General features: G+C 59.6%; 22 protein-coding genes, 1 pseudogene and 1 riboswitch. Of the genes and pseudogenes, 12 read left to right on the top strand and 11 right to left on the bottom strand.

The features are described from left to right. Nucleotides 1-35: 35 nt before the first annotated feature. The 3 genes from ACMXYJ_RS06565 (at nucleotide 36) to ACMXYJ_RS06555 (ending at nucleotide 2870) form a co-directional block, all read left to right on the top strand. Nucleotides 36-1001 carry a 2-hydroxyacid dehydrogenase gene (locus tag ACMXYJ_RS06565; protein WP_415759174.1) on the top strand — a complete coding sequence of 322 codons (966 nt, stop codon included), beginning with the start codon at nucleotides 36-38 and terminating at the stop codon, nucleotides 999-1001. Between the two features lie 32 nt (nucleotides 1002-1033). Continuing rightward, entirely contained in the window at nucleotides 1034-2032 is a 999-nt protein-coding gene (locus ACMXYJ_RS06560; RefSeq protein WP_415759173.1) for a methyltransferase, read from the top strand. Between the two features lie 40 nt (nucleotides 2033-2072). Beyond that, a riboswitch (yybP-ykoY riboswitch) is annotated at nucleotides 2073-2197 on the top strand. An 88-nt stretch (nucleotides 2198-2285) separates the two neighbouring features. Beyond that, complete coding sequence (locus ACMXYJ_RS06555; protein ID WP_102615272.1) at nucleotides 2286-2870, top strand: TMEM165/GDT1 family protein; 585 nt, start codon at nucleotides 2286-2288, stop codon at nucleotides 2868-2870. A 133-nt stretch (nucleotides 2871-3003) separates the two neighbouring features. On the opposite strand, the gene ACMXYJ_RS06550 is transcribed toward ACMXYJ_RS06555, so the two are convergent. Next, nucleotides 3004-3822 (bottom strand): M48 family metallopeptidase, encoded by an 819-nt coding sequence (locus ACMXYJ_RS06550; protein ID WP_415759172.1) that lies wholly within the window; start codon nucleotides 3820-3822, stop codon nucleotides 3004-3006. A gap of 137 nt (nucleotides 3823-3959) precedes the next feature. Here ACMXYJ_RS06550 and ACMXYJ_RS06545 point away from each other — a divergent pair. After that, nucleotides 3960-5255, top strand: a pseudogene (locus ACMXYJ_RS06545) (methyl-accepting chemotaxis protein); the annotation flags it as partial. A 63-nt stretch (nucleotides 5256-5318) separates the two neighbouring features. Then, a complete protein-coding gene (locus ACMXYJ_RS06540; protein WP_370695251.1) occupies nucleotides 5319-6161 on the top strand; it encodes a methyl-accepting chemotaxis protein in 843 nt (280 codons plus the stop codon). A 120-nt stretch (nucleotides 6162-6281) separates the two neighbouring features. On the opposite strand, the gene ACMXYJ_RS06535 is transcribed toward ACMXYJ_RS06540, so the two are convergent. Genes ACMXYJ_RS06535 through ACMXYJ_RS06525 form a run of 3 tightly spaced genes read right to left on the bottom strand, consistent with a single transcriptional unit; the run spans nucleotide 6282 to nucleotide 7395 of the window. After that, entirely contained in the window at nucleotides 6282-6905 is a 624-nt protein-coding gene (locus ACMXYJ_RS06535) for an SOS response-associated peptidase (RefSeq protein WP_046048287.1), read from the bottom strand. Nucleotides 6906-6939: 34 nt separating this feature from the next. Continuing rightward, nucleotides 6940-7200, bottom strand: a complete 261-nt coding sequence (locus tag ACMXYJ_RS06530; RefSeq protein ID WP_008153386.1) for a putative signal transducing protein — start codon at nucleotides 7198-7200, stop codon at nucleotides 6940-6942. Between the two features lie 12 nt (nucleotides 7201-7212). After that, nucleotides 7213-7395 (bottom strand): CPXCG motif-containing cysteine-rich protein, encoded by a 183-nt coding sequence (locus ACMXYJ_RS06525; RefSeq protein WP_008153387.1) that lies wholly within the window; start codon nucleotides 7393-7395, stop codon nucleotides 7213-7215. 142 nt (nucleotides 7396-7537) lie between these two features. On the opposite strand from ACMXYJ_RS06525, the gene ACMXYJ_RS06520 reads away from it, so the two are divergent. Then, complete coding sequence (locus ACMXYJ_RS06520) at nucleotides 7538-8701, top strand: 1-acyl-sn-glycerol-3-phosphate acyltransferase (protein WP_415759171.1); 1164 nt, start codon at nucleotides 7538-7540, stop codon at nucleotides 8699-8701. Nucleotides 8702-8827: 126 nt separating this feature from the next. Here the strand turns inward: ACMXYJ_RS06520 and ACMXYJ_RS06515 are convergent, their stop codons facing one another. Beyond that, on the bottom strand, nucleotides 8828-9112 hold the full coding sequence (locus ACMXYJ_RS06515) for a hypothetical protein (protein ID WP_415759170.1): 285 nt from the start codon (nucleotides 9110-9112) through the stop codon (nucleotides 8828-8830). A 190-nt stretch (nucleotides 9113-9302) separates the two neighbouring features. Here ACMXYJ_RS06515 and ACMXYJ_RS06510 point away from each other — a divergent pair, with 190 nt between their 5' ends. Further along, a complete protein-coding gene (locus tag ACMXYJ_RS06510) occupies nucleotides 9303-9509 on the top strand; it encodes a hypothetical protein (protein ID WP_282379064.1) in 207 nt (68 codons plus the stop codon). Between the two features lie 194 nt (nucleotides 9510-9703). Here the strand turns inward: ACMXYJ_RS06510 and ACMXYJ_RS06505 are convergent, their stop codons facing one another. After that, nucleotides 9704-10288: a YajG family lipoprotein gene (locus tag ACMXYJ_RS06505; protein WP_027925980.1), complete on the bottom strand. Its 585-nt coding sequence runs from the start codon at nucleotides 10286-10288 to the stop codon at nucleotides 9704-9706. A 205-nt stretch (nucleotides 10289-10493) separates the two neighbouring features. Between ACMXYJ_RS06505 and ACMXYJ_RS06500 the strand changes: the two genes are divergently transcribed. Together ACMXYJ_RS06500 and mqo are read left to right on the top strand one after the other, a co-directional pair. Beyond that, nucleotides 10494-10727: a hypothetical protein gene (locus ACMXYJ_RS06500; RefSeq protein WP_150658978.1), complete on the top strand. Its 234-nt coding sequence runs from the start codon at nucleotides 10494-10496 to the stop codon at nucleotides 10725-10727. Nucleotides 10728-11467: 740 nt separating this feature from the next. Further along, a complete protein-coding gene (gene mqo / locus ACMXYJ_RS06495; protein ID WP_415759169.1) occupies nucleotides 11468-12976 on the top strand; it encodes a malate dehydrogenase (quinone) in 1509 nt (502 codons plus the stop codon). Between the two features lie 208 nt (nucleotides 12977-13184). Here the strand turns inward: mqo and ACMXYJ_RS06490 are convergent, their stop codons facing one another. Both ACMXYJ_RS06490 and ACMXYJ_RS06485 read right to left on the bottom strand, forming a co-directional pair. After that, a complete protein-coding gene (locus ACMXYJ_RS06490; protein WP_415759168.1) occupies nucleotides 13185-13472 on the bottom strand; it encodes a PA4642 family protein in 288 nt (95 codons plus the stop codon). A 63-nt stretch (nucleotides 13473-13535) separates the two neighbouring features. Further along, a complete protein-coding gene (locus ACMXYJ_RS06485) occupies nucleotides 13536-14021 on the bottom strand; it encodes a hypothetical protein (protein ID WP_415759167.1) in 486 nt (161 codons plus the stop codon). 151 nt (nucleotides 14022-14172) lie between these two features. Here ACMXYJ_RS06485 and dauA point away from each other — a divergent pair, with 151 nt between their 5' ends. Beyond that, nucleotides 14173-15894 carry a C4-dicarboxylic acid transporter DauA gene (gene dauA, locus ACMXYJ_RS06480; protein ID WP_415759166.1) on the top strand — a complete coding sequence of 574 codons (1722 nt, stop codon included), beginning with the start codon at nucleotides 14173-14175 and terminating at the stop codon, nucleotides 15892-15894. 39 nt (nucleotides 15895-15933) lie between these two features. Here dauA and ACMXYJ_RS06475 read toward each other — a convergent pair whose 3' ends face one another. Next, complete coding sequence (locus tag ACMXYJ_RS06475) at nucleotides 15934-16491, bottom strand: hypoxanthine-guanine phosphoribosyltransferase (protein ID WP_074880200.1); 558 nt, start codon at nucleotides 16489-16491, stop codon at nucleotides 15934-15936. Nucleotides 16492-16654: 163 nt separating this feature from the next. Here ACMXYJ_RS06475 and upp point away from each other — a divergent pair, with 163 nt between their 5' ends. Then, complete coding sequence (upp, locus tag ACMXYJ_RS06470; RefSeq protein WP_008025893.1) at nucleotides 16655-17293, top strand: uracil phosphoribosyltransferase; 639 nt, start codon at nucleotides 16655-16657, stop codon at nucleotides 17291-17293. 2 nt (nucleotides 17294-17295) lie between these two features. After that, nucleotides 17296-18570, top strand: a complete 1275-nt coding sequence (locus ACMXYJ_RS06465; RefSeq protein WP_415759165.1) for a uracil-xanthine permease family protein — start codon at nucleotides 17296-17298, stop codon at nucleotides 18568-18570. 132 nt (nucleotides 18571-18702) lie between these two features. On the opposite strand, the gene hemH is transcribed toward ACMXYJ_RS06465, so the two are convergent. Together hemH and ACMXYJ_RS06455 are read right to left on the bottom strand one after the other, a co-directional pair. After that, nucleotides 18703-19728, bottom strand: coding sequence for a ferrochelatase (gene hemH / locus ACMXYJ_RS06460; RefSeq protein ID WP_415759164.1), 1026 nt, complete (start codon nucleotides 19726-19728; stop codon nucleotides 18703-18705). Nucleotides 19729-19741: 13 nt separating this feature from the next. Beyond that, nucleotides 19742-20644, bottom strand: a complete 903-nt coding sequence (locus ACMXYJ_RS06455) for a TIGR01777 family oxidoreductase (protein ID WP_415759163.1) — start codon at nucleotides 20642-20644, stop codon at nucleotides 19742-19744. Nucleotides 20645-20728 lie beyond the last annotated feature (84 nt).

Genomic DNA, 20728 nt, shown 5'->3' with positions numbered 1-20728 from the left:
TACGCCTTCAGTTCATTGCACAAAAGGTACAGTTGATGACGAACACTCACCGCGCCGTTTTCCTCGACCACCCGTCCCTGGACCTGGGCGACCTCGACCTCAGCCCGCTGCAAGAGTGTTTCAGCGACTTACAGCTTTTCGCCCAGACCACGCCGGACCAGGTGATCGAACGCCTCAAGGGCGCCACCGTTGCCATCAGCAACAAGATCCTGATCGACGCCGCCGCCATCGCTGCCAGCCCCGAGCTGAAGCTGATCCTGATCACGGCCACCGGCACCAACAACGTCGACCTCGCCGCCGCCCGCGCCCACGGGATCACCGTGTGCAATTGCCAGGGTTACGGTACGCCGTCGGTGGCGCAGCACACGATCATGTTGCTGCTCAACCTGGCAACGCGCCTGGCCGATTATCAAAAGGCTGTGGGCGAAGGTCGCTGGCAGCAGGCGAAACAGTTCTGTCTGCTGGATTACCCGATTGTCGAACTGGAAGGCAAAACCCTCGGCCTGCTCGGTCACGGCGAACTGGGCGGCGCGGTCGCACGACTGGCCGAAGCCTTTGGCATGCGCGTACTGCTCGGTCAGATTCCCGGGCGCCCTGCCCGGCCGGATCGTTTGCCACTGGATGAGCTGCTGCCGCAGATCGACGCGCTGACCCTGCATTGCCCGCTCAACGAACACACCCGCCACTTCATCGGAGCCCGTGAGTTGGCCTCGATGAAACCCGGTGCGTTCGTGGTCAACACCGCACGCGGCGGCCTGATCGACGAACAGGCCCTGGCCGATGCCTTGCGCAACGGTCACCTGGGTGGCGCGGCCACCGACGTGTTGAGCGTCGAGCCGCCGACCGCTGGCAATCCGCTGCTGGCCCATGACATTCCACGGTTGATTGTCACCCCGCACAACGCCTGGGGCAGTCGCGAGGCACGCCAGCGGATCGTGGGCCAGTTGACCGAAAACGCGCAGGGATACTTCAGCGGTAAAGCACTGCGGGTCGTCAGTTGATAGACTGCGGCACTTTTTTACAGGAGCAGAGTATGGATCCGCGCAGTGAAGTACTGCTTCGTCAGGCCGAGTTATTCCAGGGTTCGGTGCTGCTGGCCGGTTTGCCCGCCGATGACCTGCTAGGCCGTCTGCCCGACGCTCATGGCTGGTGCTGGCATGCCGGCGATCAAGCAGCGCTGGATGCCCGCTTCGCCGAGCGCAGCCATTTCGGTGTGAATGCACCGGAGCGCGCGTTCGACACCGCCGTGGTGTTTCTGCCCAAGTCCAAGGACCTGACCGACTACATCCTCAACGCCCTCGCCTCCAGACTGGCCGGTCGTGAACTGTATCTGGTGGGTGAAAAACGCAGCGGCATCGAAGGCGCGGCCAAACAGCTGAACCCCTTCGGCAAACCGCGCAAGCTCGACAGCGCGCGGCATTGCCAACTCTGGCTGGTTACCGTGGCCACGGCGCCAGAAGCCAAGTCGCTGGAAAGCCTGGCCCAGACTTACGAGTTGCCGCTGGCCGAAGGTCCGCTAAAAGTCATCAGCCTGCCGGGCGTGTTCAGCCACGGTCGACTGGATCGCGGCAGCGCACTGTTGCTGGAGCATCTGGACAAATTGCCGAGCGGCCATTTGCTGGACTTCGGTTGCGGTGCCGGTGTGTTGGGAGCAGCGGTGAAACGCCGTTATCCACACAACCAGGTCACCTTGCTTGATGTGGATGCGTTTGCGGCTGCCAGTAGTCAAATGACATTGGCTGCCAACGGTCTGGAAGCTGATGTGATTACCGGTGACGGCATCGACGCAGCACCGATGGGTTTGAGTGCGATTTTGAGCAACCCACCGTTCCATGTCGGGGTTCACACCGACTACTTCGCTACCGAGAACTTGCTGCGAAAAGCAGCCAAACATCTGAAAAACGGCGGCGAACTGCGCTTGGTAGCCAACAGCTTCCTGAAGTACCAACCGCTGATCGAAGAGCACCTCGGCGTGTGTGCAATCAAGGCCGAGGGACAGGGTTTCAGAATCTATCGGGCCAAACGCGGCTGATAAATAAGTGCTTGCCTAACGGATTTTGCCTAGGCAGAATCCGCTCCGTCCTAGGGGAGTAGTCTCCCACGAGCGCCATGCTCGTCCGGCATACGTCAACATACTTGGTCAACAGACCATGGCGTATGCGACCCAAGCGTCCGCATCAGACGGATCGCAGGGTTTGACAAGACCTATGACACGAACACCTTACCCGGGGCGGGAAGGCTGTACGTGTCATAGCCGTGTCGACCCGCCCCTTAGGAAAACCCTGATGCTGGATTCACTTCTCGTTCCCACCGCAATCGTTGCCTTGGCCGAAATCGGCGACAAGACGCAACTGCTCGCGCTCATTCTCGCCGCTCGCTTTCGCAAACCCTGGCCGATCATCGCCGGTATCGTCGCTGCAACCCTGGCCAACCACGCTGCAGCCGGCGCGGTAGGCGCCTGGGTCGGTAGTTTCTTCTCGAATGCGACGCTGCACTGGATCCTCGCCGCGAGCTTCACCGCGACCGCATTGTGGACCCTGGTGCCGGACAAGATGGACGACGACGAAGCCAGCACCGCCCGCAAGTTCGGACCGTTTCTGACCACGTTGATCGCGTTTTTCCTTGCGGAGATGGGCGACAAGACTCAAGTCGCCACGGTGATGCTCGCGGCGCAATACCCGGAACTGTGGCTGGTGATCATCGGCACCACCGTCGGGATGTTGATTGCCAACGTGCCGGTGGTTTTGGCGGGTAACTTTGCCGCGGATAAATTGCCGCTCACCCTGATCCGTCGCCTGGCGGCGTCGGCGTTCTTCATCCTCGCCATTGTCGCGGTGTACAAGGCGATGCAGAGCAGCGGGTGGGTTTGACGCGGTAAGTCAGTGACTCCGCGTCATCGTTCATCGCGAGCAAGCTCGCTCCCACAGGGGTCAGTGTCGATCACAAAACCAATGTGGGAGCGAGCTTGCTCGCGATGAGGCCGGAAGCCTCAATACATGACTGTCAGGACTTCTTGGCTTTCTCGTACAACGGCATGACTTTCGGAATCGCCGCCTGCAACGAAGCAATACGACTCGACGACGCCGGGTGAGTGCTCATGAACTCCGGCGGCGAACCTTCCGAGGCCTTGGTCATCTTGTTCCACAGGGTGATCGCGGCGTTTGGGTTGTAACCGGCGCGAGCGGCCAGCTCCAGGCCGATCAGGTCCGCCTCGTTTTCATTGGCGCGACTGTTGGGCAAGGTCATGCCGTAGTTGGCCACGGTATCCGCCAACGCCAGGCTGTCCTGACCCAGACCGAACAAGGCACCGGCGCCTTGCTTGGCCATTTCGATGCCGTAAGCCTTGGACATCGCTTCACGACCATGCTCGCGCAGGGCGTGGGCGATTTCGTGACCTATGATCGCGGCGATTTCATCGTCGGTGAGTTGCAGGCTGTCGATCAGCCCCGTGTAGAAAATGATCTTGCCGCCAGGCCCGCAGTTGGCGTTGAGTTCGTCGCTCTTGATCAGGTTGACTTCCCACTTCCATTGGGCCGAATCCGGACGGAAAACCGGCGCCTGGGCAATCAGCCGGTCGGCAATGACCTGGACACGTTTGGCCTCGTTACTGGTCTTGTCCAGCACGCCTTTGGTGTTCGCCTCGCCGACAGTCTTTTGATAGGACTGGGCGTACATCTGGTTGACCTCGTCAGTCGAGAGCATGCTGAACATGTACTGTTTACGCTCAACGCCCACCGCGCCACCACTGGTGGTGTTGACCGACTGACAACCGGCGAGCAGCAAACCTGCGCTCAATGCACACAAAACCAATGTCTTACTCATCAAAAATCTCCCTGAAAACATGCGGCGTATCCTAGGCGTGGAATTGTATCGACGCCAGATACAACGGACGTGTAGCACACACTAATTCATTTACGACATCAAACATTCCAAAACAGCCAATTCGCCAAACCCCGCTCATGGCCATCGACACCCCGCCGATACAGCACCGCAGACGTCCTCTTGCGTGCGGAGCACCCATGAAATTCAAGTCGATCCAGTTTTCCGTGGCGGCCCTCGCCGGCGCCATCGTTCTTAGTGTCGTGGCAGCCCTGGTGCTGTACGCGTTGTTTTCCGGCGCACGGACACAAGACATGGTCCAGCAGCGGACCCAGGCACAATTCGAGCAAGTCATCGAACAGCGCCTGACGTCACTGGCGCAAACCCAGGTCAGCCAGATCCAGCGCGAGCTCGAAGCGCCACTACTGATTGCCGGCGGACTGGTGCGAGTCAACGCATTGATCGGCACACCGGGTGCCGATGGCCAGCCACAGTTAAACCTGAGCCGTGAGCAATTGATCAGCCTGATCAAGGAAAACGTCACCAAGAACCCGAAAATTCTCGGCACCTACATCGGCTGGGAAAAAAACGCCCTCGATCACAACGATGCGGCCTACGTCGACACCCAGGTGGTCGGCATCGACGCCAGCAACGGTCGCTTCCTGCCGTGGTGGTTCCGCAACGAAGACGGCAGCCTGGGCCTGGACAAACTGGTGGACGTCGACGACCAGAAAACCCTGTCCACCGGCGTTCGCGCCAGCGAGTACTACCTGTGCTCGAAAGAAACCAAAAAATCCTGCGTGATCGATCCGGCGCCCTACAAGGTCGGCGACAAGATCGTCATGCTCGCCTCCTTTATAGAACCGATCATGCTCAACGGCGCCTTTCAAGGCATCGTCGGCGCCGACCTGTCGGTGAACTTCATCCAGGAAATGCTCCTCGGCGCGAATCAGAAGTTGTACAGCGGCGCTGGCGAAATGGCCCTGATTGGCGGCAACAGCCGGATCGTTGCCTACACCAAGGATCCGAGCAAATTCGGCGAGAAAGTCAGCGACATCCTCGACAGCCAGCAGATCGCCAACATGGCCAATCTCAAGCGCGGCGAAGTCACCTACACCGTCGACAAGGCCCTGGGCCGGATCGAGTTGTACCTGCCGTTCGGTATTGGCCAGACCGACGCTCGCTGGACCCTCATGCTGCAATTGCCGCTGAACGCAGTGATGGCCGATCTGCAAAAACTTCAGGGCGATCTGGACGCCCAGCGCAAGTCCGACACCTTCGGCATGGCCATGGTCGGCTTGTTGATTGCCGGTGTCGGCTTGCTGGTGATCTGGCTGGTGGGCCACGGCATTGCCCGGCCGCTGAAGCAGATGGTCGCGATGCTCGACGACATCGCTCAGGGCGAAGGCGACCTGACTCGCCGCCTGACCAGCGACCGCGCCGACGAACTGGGCTCAATCGCCAAAGGCTTCAACACCTTCCTGGCCAAGTTGCAGGTGATGATCACCCAAGTGGTGACTTCGGTGCAGAGCGTCAGCGACTCGTCGGAACACACCGCCGACATCGCCATCCGCACCAACATCGGCGTGCACAAGCAAATGGCCGAGATCGATCAGGTGGCCACGGCGGTGCATGAAATGACAGCGACCGCCCAGGACGTGGCGCGCAACGCGACCCAGGCTGCGCAAGCCGCCAGCCATGCCGATCAGGCAGCGGCGCAGGGCATGCAAATCGTGCGCGATACGTCGAACTCCATTGGCGTACTGGCGATAGAAATCGGTAAGGCTGTCGGCGTGGTGCAAACCTTGGCCAAGGACAGCGAGAACATCAATGCGATCCTGACGGCGATTCGCGGGATTGCCGAGCAGACCAACCTGCTGGCCTTGAACGCCGCCATCGAAGCGGCCCGCGCCGGCGAACAGGGACGCGGTTTTGCGGTGGTAGCCGATGAAGTGCGCAACCTGGCACAGAAGACTCAGAAAGCCACTGAAGAAATCCAGACCATGATTCAGCAGCTGCAACAAGGCACGCGCGATGTGGTGCGGGTGATGGAGGACAGTCAGAACCGTACCGACGAAAGCGTGCAGCACGCGGCGAAAGCGGCCGAGGCACTGGAGACGATTACTCAGGCGGTGTCGGTGATCAACGACATGAACACGCAGATTGCCAGTGCGGCTGAGGAACAGAGTGCGGTGGCTGATGACATTAATCGGAACGTGATCAACATCGGGCAAGTGGCCAATGAAGTGGCGGGCGGAGCGGATGAATCGAGTGCGGCGAGTGCGGACCTGACCAAGCTGGCTGAGCAGCAGCGGCGGTTGATCAATCAGTTCAAGGTTTAAAAATAGCTGGAAGGTCCTGCGGACCTTATCGCGAGCAAGCTCGCTCCCACAGGGATTTGCGGCGTTCACAAAACCTGTGGGAGCGAGCTTGCTCGCGATGGGGCCAGCCCAGACAACTCATCAGCCGGGGGTCAAACACTCCGGCCCATTGAGCTTCGGATCATTCACCAGATTCGCCAACACCCGCTCGCGCAACGCCGCGGGCTCACTGGCGAGCAACGCTTGCAAGGCATGCAGCGGAGTCTCGGGATTAAGCCACGCCTCCTGCCCCGCCGCATCGAGTATCAACGGCCGGCGCTGACTCGCCGCCGGCTGAGTGATCACCGCCGTACTCAGCCACACCTGCTCTTGCACTGGATACGCTTCCCAAATCGCCGCAAAGAACAGCGTCGAGCCCTCCCCCGGGGTCAGCCAATACGGGCGCTTGCGGGTCGTGCCGCGCCATTCGTAAAAACCGTTGGCCGGCAGCAGGCAACGGCGTTCGCGCAGGGCCTGGCGAAACATCGGTTGTTCGGCAACGGTTTCGGCCCGGGCATGGGCTGGCGTGCGGGACAAATCGGTCAGCCACGGCGGCGTCAAACCCCAACGCGCGCGGGCCAGCTCACGCTGACCGTCAACGCCGGCTCGCAGCATCAGCACCGAATCGTTGGGAGAAATATTCCACTGGGCCTGCTGATCGGCGGGGAAGCCAGGCAGGGCCGCGAAGGCGGGGTTCCAGCGAAACAGGGCATAACGTCCACACATGGGGCAACACGACTCTTGATAAACGAACGTCAGCCTAACAGACCAGCGTGCCGGGAAAACTCTCCGGTTCATCGCCGGGCAGTGGCAGCGCGGCATTGTACGCGGTGATCAACTCCCGGGCGTACTCGGCCTCGTCGTTATCGACTGACAAGCCCAGCAGTCCAAAGATCGGCAATTCGCCGCTGCCACCGAGCAAATCGCGCCCCACCAGATGCGCTTCAATGCCCTCACTGGCCAACATGCTTTGCAGCAACTCACCTTCCATGAGGTTTTCCGGCTCGTAGATTCGCTGCATGGGGTGCCCCTTTCATTCGTTTTCGCTGTGAACTTCGAGCAACCATTCCTGACCGTCAGTCTGCAGAACAAACGTGATGGGGCGACAACACACCGGACAGTCTTCGATATAGGTCTGATCGCCCCCGGACAAGTCCAGAACGGCCTCAGCCTCTTCACCACAATACGGACATTCGTAGCGCTCGGTTTCCAGCATCGCGGTCTCCCAGGTGACTTGTGCGTATAATCGCCGGTCTATTTGCAGGGCTATTTTTGTCTGGCTAACTTTTCAGACCGTACCCCGTTGGATTTCGATCAAAACCTTTACTTACCCTAGCCGTTTCTAACAAGAGAGCATGATGGGCGAATTCGATGCCATCCGACCTTACAATGACAGCGAAGTCCCGGCAGTGCTGGACCGGCTGCTCGGCGACAAGGCGTTTCTAGATATCCTCATCCACTTCCGCTTCCCGCGTTTTGCCGGTGCTTTCGGCTGGATGCTCAAACCTCTTATAGCTCATCGGCTGCGCCGTGAGTTCGCCGGCGTTACGTCGGTGGCCACGTTGCAGGATAAAGTCGAGATGTACGTCGACCACACCATCGAACGAGCCACGGACGGTGTGACGTACACCGGCGTCGAGCAGTTCAAGTCCGGCAGCGCCTACCTGTTCATCGCCAACCATCGCGACATCGTAATGGACCCGGCCTTCGTCAACTACGCCGTGTACCACGCCGGCCTGCCGACACCGCGCATCGCGATCGGCGACAACCTGCTGCAAAAGCCCTTCGTCAGCGATCTGATGCGCCTGAACAAGAGCTTCATCGTGCACCGTTCAATCGCCGGTCGACGCGAGAAGATGGCGGCGTATCAGCTGCTGTCGGCCTACATCAACCACTCGATCCGCAAGGATTGCGCCTCGATCTGGATCGCCCAGGCCGAAGGCCGGGCCAAGGACGGCGACGACCGCACTGAGTCGGCCATCCTCAAGATGTTCCACATGAGCCGCAAGGACGAGCCGTTTGGCGAAGTCATTCGCTCGCTGAACCTCACCCCGGTGTCGATCAGCTACGAATATGACCCGTGCGATCAAGCCAAGGCGCGCGAACTGTTCATCCGCGCCACCACCGGCAGCTACACCAAAGTGCCGGGCGAGGACGATGTGAGCATTGCCAAGGGCATCACCGGCTACAAGGGCCGCGTGCATGTGAACTTCGCCTCGCCGATCACTGAACTGTTCGACGACACCAAGCAATTGGCGATCGAGATGGACCGGCAGATCCTCGGCGGCTACCGCCTGTTCCCGGTGCATTATCTGGCTTACGCCCAGTGGAAAGACGCCGACCCGCAATTGCAGGTGCCGAAAGCCTCCGAGGTGTTTGCGGCCGATGAACTGGCCAAGGCTCAGGAGCAATGGCAACAGCGTCTGGACGCATGCCCTGAGGAGCATCGTCCGTTCATGGTCCTGCAATACGCGACGCCGGTGCGCAATCAGTACCGTGTGAAAGCAGGTTTACCGCTGTAACGTCTTTTTGAAGCAAGATCAAAAGATCGCAGCCTCGTTTCACTCGACAGCTCCTACAGGGGATAGCGTTCGCCCTGTAGGAGCTGTCGAGTGAAACGAGGCTGCGATCTTTTGCTTTTTAGCAATTCAAACCCGAGTGCTGATCCACGACACCAGCAGCGCCAACCCCAGGCAGGCAAAACCGAACCCATAGAAAAACCGGTTCATGCGCAAGGTCGCCCCATCCAGCATCAACGTCGGTTCATCGATACGACGGCTCTGGCTTTGCGCTTGGAGAATGGCCAGCGCGCGCTGTTCGCGGCGGCGAGTGGCATGCAGCAACCAGCCGCCCGGAAAGGCAAACAACAAGGCCAACAGGTTGATCAACTTGGCGGGATGGTTGGTAAACAGCGAAATCAAATGCAACGACATCACGAACCTCAGCAAAACAGGTGGCAGACGCCGAACCGACGACCGCGGCGCGAATTCTACCGAAAGCCTCGCCACCTGCCCTTGCTTTCCGACAAATAACGAACCATTTGACCGATTCCTGTCCTGTGTCACGGCGCCGTCATTTGAATACGCCAGTCTGGCGCCCCTCAAAACGGACACGGAAACCGTCATGTTGCACGCCGAAAACCAGGATCGCCTCTACCTCATTGCTCAAAGCGACGAACAACAAAACCTCGTTGGCAGCCTCGCCTTCAATGTCCAGGACCGCCACTGGCTGGTGTACTGCGCATTGAGTGGGCATCAGCATGCGGATTTGCCGGAGACGGATTTGCTGACGGGCGTGAGTGTTCTGGATTTTTATTCACAAGCGGCCTGACACCGCTGCCCCCCTGTGGGAGCGAGCTTGCTCGCGATGACGGTTTAACATTCAGCACTGATGCCGCCTGACACGCCGCCATCGCGAGCAAGCTCGCTCCCACAGGGGATGGGCGCACTCCCACCAAAAATCAGCAAGCATGAAAAAGCCCGGGGCCATTGCTGGCACCGGGCTTTTTTGATTTCGACGAAAGTTTATTCGCCGAGAACCTGACCCACGGTCGGATCCTTGAACAGACGCGTCAACGCATCGCTCAGCACATCACTGACCAGCTTGGTATTGGTTTCCTGATTCGGCGCCATACCAAAACGTTGATCCAGGGACGCACCGTAACGACCGCTGTAACGACGATTGGCATTCTGCACATCGGAGCGGAACGTCGCGCCGATGGTCGCTTCGGTCACGTACATGCCTTCTTTAGGCGACTGATACTTCAGCTCGGCCAGGGTCACGGTTATTTGCGGTGCATTCGGTGCATTGTTGGTTGGCGTGAAACCCAGCAACCGCACGGCCGCTTCGGCCTGGGCCTGCAACTTCGGCAGAATCTGCGCGCCCTGCACGGTGATCGCGCTGGTCTCAGGGTACAGGCCACCACGGGTGCCCAACGTCGGCGACGGACGACCGTCCACCACACGCACCACCACCGGTTGACCATGACCGACCGGTGCCAGCTGAGTCGTCAGCTTGGGTTCCGGATTCAGTTGTTGCGGGCTGTGGGCGCAGCCAACCAGGGTCAAACTGGTCACAGTGATCAAACCGAACAACAGGCGTTGCAACATGCTCTTCTCTCCAGAATCAGGCACAAACAGGCCGGCAGTATAGCGGTGCGCCACTGCGGCTAACCAGCACCCCACAGTGATTACTGAAATCTCTGACAAACCCTTCAGACCGCGGTTCCTGTCACAGAGATGTCACCGCCCATACACTTGCTCGTCACGGCTCGCTGGCAACCTTCACAGCAGTCACCCCACAAGGTACTTCGCCATGCGCTATCTCATTTCGCTGTTCAACCCACGCCCTCTGCATCGCTGCTTCGCCCTGCTCGACCGCAACGGCCATTGCCAGGCATTCAAACAGTGCAGCCTCCAGCCGATGGGTGATGACTGGGTCGAAATCGAAGAAATCCGTCTCAACTGGCTGCACCATCCCCTGCCCCCTAGCGCCCGTGTCAGCCAGCGCCAGCCACGTGCGCGGGCTCAACACCTGTTGACCACCTGACCGAACACCTAATAAAAGTCATTAAACACGACCATTTCCCTGCGTTTCTTCGCTACAATCTCCCCCCGATTATAAGGACGTCTCCTGATCGGGCCTCGCAGCATCGTCAATGCGCTTGTATTGACACCCCGCACCGCCCTACAGAGAGCCGCCCACACAGATCGAGTGAAGCTGGCGCGCTTGCTGTTCCTTGAGCAAAAACCCCACTTTTCGCGAATCTGCAGAGCTGTCATTACGCTCGGTCACTGAGCTGTTTGCCCGTTTTGCCTGTCATGTATCCCATGGCGGCAATCCATCCGGGCACGGTGCCAGGCTGGGGCAGCCCTTTTTTGAGGTTCACGTCTTCAAAAGAGCGTGAAAAAAACGGGTTTTCACAACTTCACAAGAGTGTGGCGAGCAAATGAATAGTTTTGCGTCTGAATATGCACCATTAGCGTCTGAAACAGCCCAACGACACAGGACCGAGTACGCCTCGAATACCGGATCCTGAAGCCTGTCCTCTACGGATTTGGTTGCACAAACGGATGTATCGACCATAAGTCGAATTGCCAGCCGCGCGTTGAAGTGAGTTCATGTAACTCTTTTAGACCCGGCCGGTAGCGTCCGTCGAAGTTGCGAAAAATTGCGAAGATTCGGACATGGCGATACTGCCATGGGTACTTGGGGCATCACTGACACGCCCCTGAACGCCTGGCAGCCATGCCGACAATTTGGTGCTGCAGATTTTGGAGACGCGTTAAATGGCGCATAACGAAGCAGTCGACGTAGTACTGGTTGGGGCGGGCATCATGAGTGCCACCCTCGCTGTACTGCTCAAAGAGCTCGACCCCGCGATCAAGCTGGAAGTCGTCGAGCTGATGGATTCCGGTGCCGCGGAGAGTTCGAACCCGTGGAACAACGCCGGTACCGGTCACGCCGGGCTGTGTGAGCTCAACTACACGCCGCAGGCCGCCGACGGCACCGTCGACATCAAGAAAGCCGTGCACATCAACACCCAGTTCGAGGTGTCGAAGCAGTTCTGGTCCTACCTGACCAAGAAAAGCACCTTCGGCTCGTGCAAGACGTTCATCAGCCCGGTGCCGCACCTGAGCTTCGTCCAGAACGACGATGGCGTTTCCTTCCTCAAGGAACGCTTCAAGACGCTGAGCAAGCACCACGCTTTCTCGGACATGGAGTACACCGAAGACAAGGCCACCATGGCCGAGTGGATGCCACTGATGATGCCTGGCCGGCCGGCCGACGAAGTCGTCGCCGCCACCCGCGTCATGAACGGCACCGACGTCAACTTCGGCGCCCTGACCAATCAACTGCTCAAGCACCTGACCAGCGCACCCGATGCCCTGGTCAAGTACTGCAAGCGCGTGACCGGCCTCAAGCGTAACGGCAGTGGCTGGACCGTCAGCATCAAGGACGTCAACAACGGCAATTCCCGTGACGTCGACGCCAAATTCGTGTTCCTCGGCGCGGGTGGCGCGGCACTGCCGCTGCTGCAAGCGTCGGGCATCGAAGAAAGCAAAGGCTTCGGCGGCTTCCCGATCAGCGGCCAGTGGCTGCGTTGCGACAACCCGGAAGTGGTCAAACACCACCAGGCCAAGGTTTACAGCCAGGCGGCCGTGGGTTCGCCACCGATGTCGGTGCCGCACCTGGACACCCGCGTAGTCGATGGCAAGAAGTCCCTGCTGTTCGGACCTTACGCCGGTTTCACCACCAAGTTCCTCAAGCACGGCTCCTTCATGGACCTGCCGATGTCGGTTCGCGCCGGCAACATCGGCCCGATGCTGGCCGTGGCGAAAAACAACATGGACCTGACCAAGTACCTGGTCAGCGAAGTGATGCAGTCGATGGAGCAGCGCCTGGATTCCCTGCGTCGCTTCTACCCTGAAGCGAAAGCCGAAGACTGGCGCCTGGAAGTGGCCGGCCAACGGGTGCAGATCATCAAGAAAGACCCGAAAAAGGGCGGCGTTCTGCAGTTCGGTACCGAACTGGTCGCGGCCAAGGACGGTACGCTTGCTGCCCTGCTCGGCGCTTCGCCTGGCGCGTCGGTGACCGTTTCGATCATGCTGGAACTGATCGAAAAATGCTTCCCGAACAAAACTTCTGGTGAATGGGCTGCCAAACTGGCGGAAATCTTCCCGGCCCGGGAAAAGGTTCTGGAAACCGACGCTGCGCTTTATCGCAAGATCAACGTGCAGAACAACGTCGCGCTGGAACTGGTTGAAGCCAGCAACGAGACCGAAAGCTACGCTTGATTTGGCCGCATAAAAAACGCCCCGTTCTCATTGAGAGCGGGGCGTTTTTTTATGGCCGCTGAAATGGATGATCCGGGATATCCAGGGCTAGTCCCGGCCTCATCGCGAGCAAGCTCCCACAGGGGTTTTGTGAACGACACAGATCCAATGTGGGAGCGAGCTTGCTCGCGATGGGGCCAGCACAAACACCACCGATTCGGGCAGCCGTTTAACCGCGGGCCTTGGCAATCAGTTCGATGTACTCGGCCGCGTTACGCTGATCCTTGATCAGGGCAACAAAGTCATTGCCGTGCTCATCCTTGCCGTCCAGATCCAGACCGGCTTCGACGAAGAACGCCAGAAAACGCCCGAAGTCATCGATGCGCAGGCCGCGATAGGCCTTGATCAGTTTGTGCAGCGACGGCGACGTGGCGTCGACCGGTTCGAAATCGAGGAACAGCTTGATCTGCTCATCGCCGATCTCGTCACCAATCACTTGCTTCTTATCTTTACGCATTGCCGACTCCAGCTCGCAGACATTTCACGGGGCGGGCAGTTTACCCCTCCCTTGCCACCGGGCTCAACGCGGACGAACAGCGCCCGTGTGCAGATCGGCCCAGACATGGCCATTGGCGTAGCTGAGGAACTGGCAATACACCGTGTCATTGCGCAACAAGTCGATCACCACCCGGTACTGAGCCATCGGATAAAACAGCGTCAGGGTTTTGCTTTTGTCGTCGTAGATCGGCTTTTTCAGGCTTTTGCTTTCGCCATCGAAATTGACCAGCACCTGGTTGATGGTCGCGCCCTTGTTCAAGGATTTGCCCTTGAGACGGATCAATAACGGTGATGTCACCGGAATCGGCTGCTGGTTGGACTGGCGTTGACTGCCGACCACCACCGAGTATTCGGTGACCTGCAACAGCTGTTGCTGCTCGGGTTCCGCGTCACGCAGGGTCAGATCATCGGGGGGCAGGAACTGCGCGTGCATCGGCGCCGGGGCGGCCGCCAGAGGCAGGCTGAGGGTCAGCAACAGGGCGGCGCAGCTGCGGATCAAAAGGCTCATGACAGGCTCCCAAGGCGAAGCCGAGCACTCTAGCATGAGGATCAACCGCGCGAATTAGCGATATGGGTCAATACTTCGCAGTGCGAGGCTGGCCATACTGAAAGAGCTTTCAGCCGTCGTTCAACGGTGCGCCGTCTTCCGTGGAGTGCTCATGTCGTTCTCCGTTCCCCCGTTGTTCGCCGCCTGGCGTCAGACCTGGCGCGCCGGCTATACCCTCAGACGCTTACGCGGCGACATCAGTGCCGGGGTGACGGTAGGGATTATCGCCATCCCGTTGGCCATGGCCCTGGCGATTGCCGTGGGTGTGCCCCCCCAGCAAGGGTTGTATACGGTGCTGATCGCCGCGCCTTTAATCGCGCTGACAGGAGGTTCGCGTTTCAACGTCAGCGGGCCGACCGCTGCGTTCGTGGTCATTCTGCTGCCCATCACCCAACAATATGGCTTGGGCGGCCTGCTGCTCTGCACCATGCTCGCCGGCGTCATCCTCATTGCCCTGGGGCTGATCCGAGCCGGACGGTTGATTCAGTACATTCCATATCCGGTCACCCTGGGCTTTACCGCCGGGATCGGCATTGTCATTGCCACCCTGCAATTGAAGGACCTGCTGGGCCTGAACACCGCTGGCCAGGCAGAACACTACATCGAACAGCTGGGTGTATTGATACTGGCGTTGCCCAGCGCCCGGTTGGGGGACGGGATCATAGGCATCACATGCCTGGCCGTTCTGATTGTCTGGCCACGGTGGGTGCCGAGGATTCCGGGGCATCTGGTGGCGCTGACCATCGGGGCGCTCCTGGGGTTGGCGCTGGAACACAGCGGGTTGGCGGTGGCGACATTGGGTGAGCGTTTCAGTTATATGGTCGAAAACGTCAGCCATCCGGGCATTCCGCCGTTCCTGCCAAGCTTCGATTGGCCGTGGAATTTACCCGGTCCCGACGGCCAGCCTCTGCACCTGTCTTACGACTTGATCCGTCAGTTACTGGCGCCGGCGTTCGCCATTGCCATGCTCGGGGCCATCGAATCCTTGTTGTGTGCGGTGGTGGCAGATGGCATGACCGGCAGCAAACACGACCCCAACGCAGAACTGCTGGGCCAGGGCCTGGGCAACCTGATCGCACCGCTGTTCGGCGGCATTACCGCCACGGCGGCGATTGCCCGTAGTGCCACCAGCGTGCGCAGCGGAGCCTTTTCGCCATTGGCCGCCATTATTCACAGCGCAGTGGTGCTGATGGCGATACTCGTCCTCGCGCCACTTTTCAGCTACCTGCCGATGGCTGCATTGGCCGCGTTGCTGGTCATGGTGGCGTGGAACATGAGCGAAGCCCGGCACGTGCTGCATACCTTGTGCATTGCGCCCCGCAGCGATGTGCTGGTCTTGCTGACCTGCCTGAGCCTGACGGTGCTGTTCGACATGGTGATGGCTGTCGCCGTCGGCCTGCTGTTGGCCGCCGGTCTGTTCATCAAACGCATGAGCGATCTCACGGACACCGCCGAACTGCCTCGCGAGTTCCATCAAGCCTTACGGGATATGCCGGAGCATGTTCGTTGCTATGCGATACGCGGGCCGCTGTTCTTCGGCGCGGCCGAAAAAGCCTTGGGCGTGCTACGCAAATTCAGTCCGGAGGTCAAAGTGGTGATCGTCGAGATGAGCGCTGTGCCCATGCTGGACATGACGGCGCTGGCTGCCTTCGACAATATCCTCAGGGATTACCGCACCGACGGCATCGGCCTGATTCTGGTAGGAACCGCCCCACGGGTGCGCCTGAAACTCAGGCGCGCGGGGATTCATCGGGAGCAGCGCCAGTTGGCCTATGTGAATAATCTGGAACAGGCTCGTCGCAAAAGCGAACGCTGGCTGGCCGGACAGGGCTGAGCGCGCAGCTCAAGCAAACTGCGCAGACAGTCACCTCATTCACATGCCTTTAACGGCGAAAATCCCGTTGGCATTACGCCAGTAACCTTTGTAGTCCATGCCGTAACCGAAGATGTAACGGTCGATGCATGGCAGGCCGACGAAATCGGCTTTCAGGTCCGGGCGAGCCTTGCGGTCGTGGTCCTTGTCGATCAGCACGGCGGTGTGCACAGCACGGGCGCCGGCGTGTTTGCAGTAGTCGATGATCGCGCCCAGGGTGTGACCTTCGTCGAGGATGTCGTCGATGATCAGCACGTCGCGGTCGAGGAACGAGACTTCCGGCTTGGCTTTCCAGAACAGATCGCCGCCGCTGGTTTCGTTGCGATAACGGGTGGCGTGCAGGTAGGACGCTTCCAGCGGGAAGTTCAGATAGGTCAGCAGCTTGCCGGAGAAAATCAGCCCGCCGTTCATCACGCAGAACACCACCGGATTGCTTTCAGCCAGCTGGTCGTTGATTTGTGCACCGACGCGGGCGATGGCCGCCTCGACTTCAGCTTCGGTGTACAGGCAGTCAGCCTCTCGCATGATTTGACGGATATGCTCGAGATCTGCGGGCATGGCGTTCTCCAGGGGGTGGCGGTTCAGGAAAAGCGGGCAAAGGTACGCATCAAGCGAGGCCAGATCAAGCGTTTGTGGACTAACGTTCTGTATGTCTATAGGACAACACCCTCGGATAGATTAATCTAGGCCGGTTTTTTTGCCCGCCGCCGGAGCCTTTCCCATGCCCATCCTCGAGATCCGCCATCCGCTGATCCGCCATAAACTCGGCCTTATGCGCCGCGCCGACATCAGCACGAAAAATTTCCGTGAGCTCGCTCAGGAAGTCGGTGCCCTGCTGACCTATGAAGCCACCAAAGACCTGCCGCTGGAAAGCTACGACATCGAAGGCTGGTGCGGCACGGTGTCGGTCGAGAAAATCGCCGGCAAGAAAATTACTGTAGTGCCGATCCTGCGCGCCGGCATCGGCATGCTCGAAGGCGTGCTGAGCCTGATCCCGGGCGCCAAAGTCAGCGCCGTCGGCGTGGCCCGCAACGAGCAGACCCTGCAGGCCCACACCTATCTGGAAAAACTGGTTCCGGAAATCAACGAACGCCTGGCGATGATCATCGACCCGATGCTCGCCACCGGCAGTTCCATGGTCGCGACCATCGACCTGTTGAAAAAGGCCGGTTGCCGGGATATCCGCGCGATGGTGCTGGTGGCTGCCCCTGAAGGCATTGCCGCCGTAGAGAAGGCTCACCCGGACGTGACCATCTACACCGCGTCCATTGACGAAAAACTGAACGAACACGGTTACATCATCCCAGGCCTGGGCGATGCCGGTGACAAGATCTTCGGCACCAAGCAGAAGGACGCTTGAGCATGCAGCAAGAGTTCAACGATCCGCTCTGGCGCACGGTGTTGTCGGGTGCGCAGATGCTGTTCGTGGCCTTCGGCGCCCTGGTGTTGATGCCGCTGATTACCGGCCTCGACCCGAACGTGGCGCTGTTCACCGCAGGCCTGGGGACGATTCTGTTCCAGATCGTCACCAGGCGTCAGGTACCGGTGTTCCTGGCGTCGAGCTTTGCCTTCATCACCCCGATCATTCTCGCCAAAGGCCAGTTCGGCCTCGCGGCGACCATGGGCGGCGTGATGGCAGCCGGTTTCGTCTACACCTTCCTCGGCCTTGCCGTGAAGATCAAAGGCACCGGTTTCATTGACCGTCTGCTGCCACCGGTGGTGATTGGCCCGGTGATCATTTCCATCGGCCTGGCCATGGCGCCGATCGCCGCCAACATGGCGATGGGCAAGGCTGGCGACGGCACCGAGCTGATTCATTATCAGACGGCGATGCTGATCTCGATGCCAGCGCTGCTGACCACCCTGATCGTCGCGGTGTTCGGCAAAGGCATTTTCCGCCTGGTACCGATCATTTCTGGCGTGCTGGTGGGTTTTGCGATGGCGTTCTACTTCGGCGTCGTTGATACCGCGAAAATTGCCGCTGCACCGTGGTTTGCGATCCCGCACTTCACCGCGCCGGAATTCAACTGGCAGGCGATTCTGTTCATCGTTCCGGTGGCTCTGGCCCCGGCCATCGAGCACATCGGCGGCGTGATCGCAGTTGGTAGCGTGACCGGTCGCGATTACCTGAAGAACCCCGGCCTGCACCGCACCCTGCTCGGCGATGGCATTGCCACCACCGCAGCCGGCCTGTTTGGCGGTCCACCCAACACCACCTATGCCGAAGTAACGGGCGCGGTGATGCTGACCAAGAACTACAACCCGAAGATCATGACCTGGGCGGCGATTTTCGCCATCAGCCTGGCGTTCATCGGCAAGTTCGGCGCGCTGCTGCAAAGCATTCCGGTGCCGGTGATGGGCGGGATTCTGTGCCTGTTGTTCGGTTCGATTGCGGCCGTGGGCATGAACACGCTGATTCGCCACAAGATCGACCTGGGCGAAGCGCGCAATCTGGTGATTGTCTCGGTGACCCTGGTGTTCGGGATTGGCGGCGTACTGGTCGGCACCGGCACAGGGCCGGACGACTTCGGCCTCAAAGGCATCGCGCTGTGCGCGGTGACGGCGATTGCGCTGAACCTGTTGCTGCCGGGTAATGACAGCTGGAAGCACAAGAAGGCGAATGAGTCGCTGCTGTAAGCAGGCTCAAGATTATCGCTGACTGACAGGACGCCTTCGCGAGCAAGCCCGCTCCCACATTTGATATTCGGTGAACTCAGATTTTGTGTTCGACACCGATCAAATGTGGGAGCGGGCTTGCTCGCGAAGCTTTTAAAGCGCCAACGGGGCTCTTTCGCACAAGGTGCTCAACGCCCGCGCCCACTGCGGATCGTCGTTAAGGCACGGCACCAGCACCAACTCCTCTCCCCCCGCTTCGCGGAACAGCTCTTTGCCGCGATCACCGATTTCTTCCAGCGTCTCGATGCAATCGGCGACGAACGCCGGGCACATCACCAGCACTTTCTTCACGCCCATTCCAGCCAACTCATCAAGGCGCGCTTCGGTGTAGGGTTCGATCCATTTCGCCCGACCCAATCGCGACTGAAACGACACTGACCACTTGCCGTCCTGCAGCCCCAACCGCTTGGCAAACTCGGAGGCAGTGCGCAGGCATTGGGCGCGGTAGCAGGTCGCCAATACTTCTGGCGAAGCGTTCAGGCAGCAATTATCGCTTTGGAAGCAATGGTGACCGGTAGGGTCGATTTTCTTCAGATGCCGCTCCGGCAAACCGTGGAAGCTCAACAGCAAGTGATCGTAATCCTGCTGCAGATACGGCTTGGCGCTGGCCACCAGCGCATCGAGGTATTCCGGTTGATCGTAGAACGGCTGGAGAATCGAAAACTGCACATCCAGCTGCTTATCGCGCGCCACCCGCTTGGCCTCCTCGATCACCGTGGTCACGGTGCTGTCGGCGAACTGTGGATAGAGCGGCGCGATCGTGATCCTCTTGTGACCCTGAGCCGCCAGGCGCACCAGCGTCGATTCAATAGACGGCTCACCGTAACGCATCGCCAACTCCACCGGACCGTGGGTCCACTGGGCAGTCATGGCTTGTTGCAGGCGACGGCTGAGCACCACCAACGGCGAGCCCTCTTCCCACCAGATCGAGGCATAGGCGTGGGCGGACTGCTCGGGGCGCTTGAACAGGATCAGCGACACCAGCAAACGTCGCACCGGCCATGACAGGTCGATCACATACGGGTCCATCAGAAATTGATTGAGGTAACTGCGCACATCCGCCACCGAAGTGGAGGCCGGTGAGCCCAGATTGACCAGAAGCAATGCGTGATCAGTCATGCAACGTCCTATTTCAAAGGCGGCTGGAAAGGTCGTCCAGTGCCGCGCGCAAATCAGTGAACTGGAAAGTGAAACCCGCTTCCAGCAAGCGAGCCGGTACGGCCTTCTGGCCGCCCAGCAACAGCAATGACAACTCGCCCAGACACACCTTTAACGCCAGGGCTGGCATGGGCATGAACGTCGGGCGGTGCAGCACGCTGCCCAACGTCTTGGCAAACTCGCGGTTGCGCACCGGCTTGGGCGCGCAGGCATTATAAGGACCACTGGTGTCTTCCTGATGCAGAAGAAAATCAATCAGGGCGATTTGATCGTTGATATGGATCCATGGCATCCACTGCCGACCACTGCCGATAGGCCCGCCCAGCCCCACTTTGAACGGCAGCAACAGCCGCGACAAAAAGCCGCCTTCAGCCGACAACACCAACCCGGTGCGAATGAAGATCACGCGAATGCCCAAGCCTTCGGCACGCTGGGCGGTTTCTTCCCAGGCGATGCACAACTGGCTGGCGAAATCATCGATGACCGGTGGAGACTTCTCGGTCAATTCCCGCTCGCCCCCGTCACCGTACCAACCGACCGCAGACCCCGAAATCAACACCTGTGGTTTTTGTTCACGGGTTTCGAGCCAGGCCAGCAGGGTTTCGGTCAGGGTGATGCGGCTACTCCACAACAGCGCTTTGCGTCTGGTTGTCCAGGGACGATCAGCAATCGGTGCACCTGCGAGGTTGATAATCGCATCCACCGGCTCCCGGCCAATGTCCTCGAGGCGAGCCACTCCGCGCACTTGGGCACCGCAGATTTTCGCGACTTTTTCAGGTTTGCGACTCCAGACCGTCAGGCGATGTCCCTGACTCAACCAGAGGCGGCAGAGTTGACGTCCTATCAAACCAGTACCGCCGGTCAGCAATATGTGCATGACTACTTCCTCGCGTAGCGTTTTACCCTGATCACTAGTCTATTTTTATAAGCAGGGATCTTTGGTATCGGGCAGGCTCTGTGA

The sequence above is a fragment of the Pseudomonas arabinosi genome (assembly GCF_047758675.1).
Classification (GTDB): domain Bacteria; phylum Pseudomonadota; class Gammaproteobacteria; order Pseudomonadales; family Pseudomonadaceae; genus Aquipseudomonas; species Aquipseudomonas arabinosi.
The sequence above is the reverse complement of the archived record's forward strand: the minus strand, read 5'-3'. Positions and strand labels throughout refer to the sequence as shown.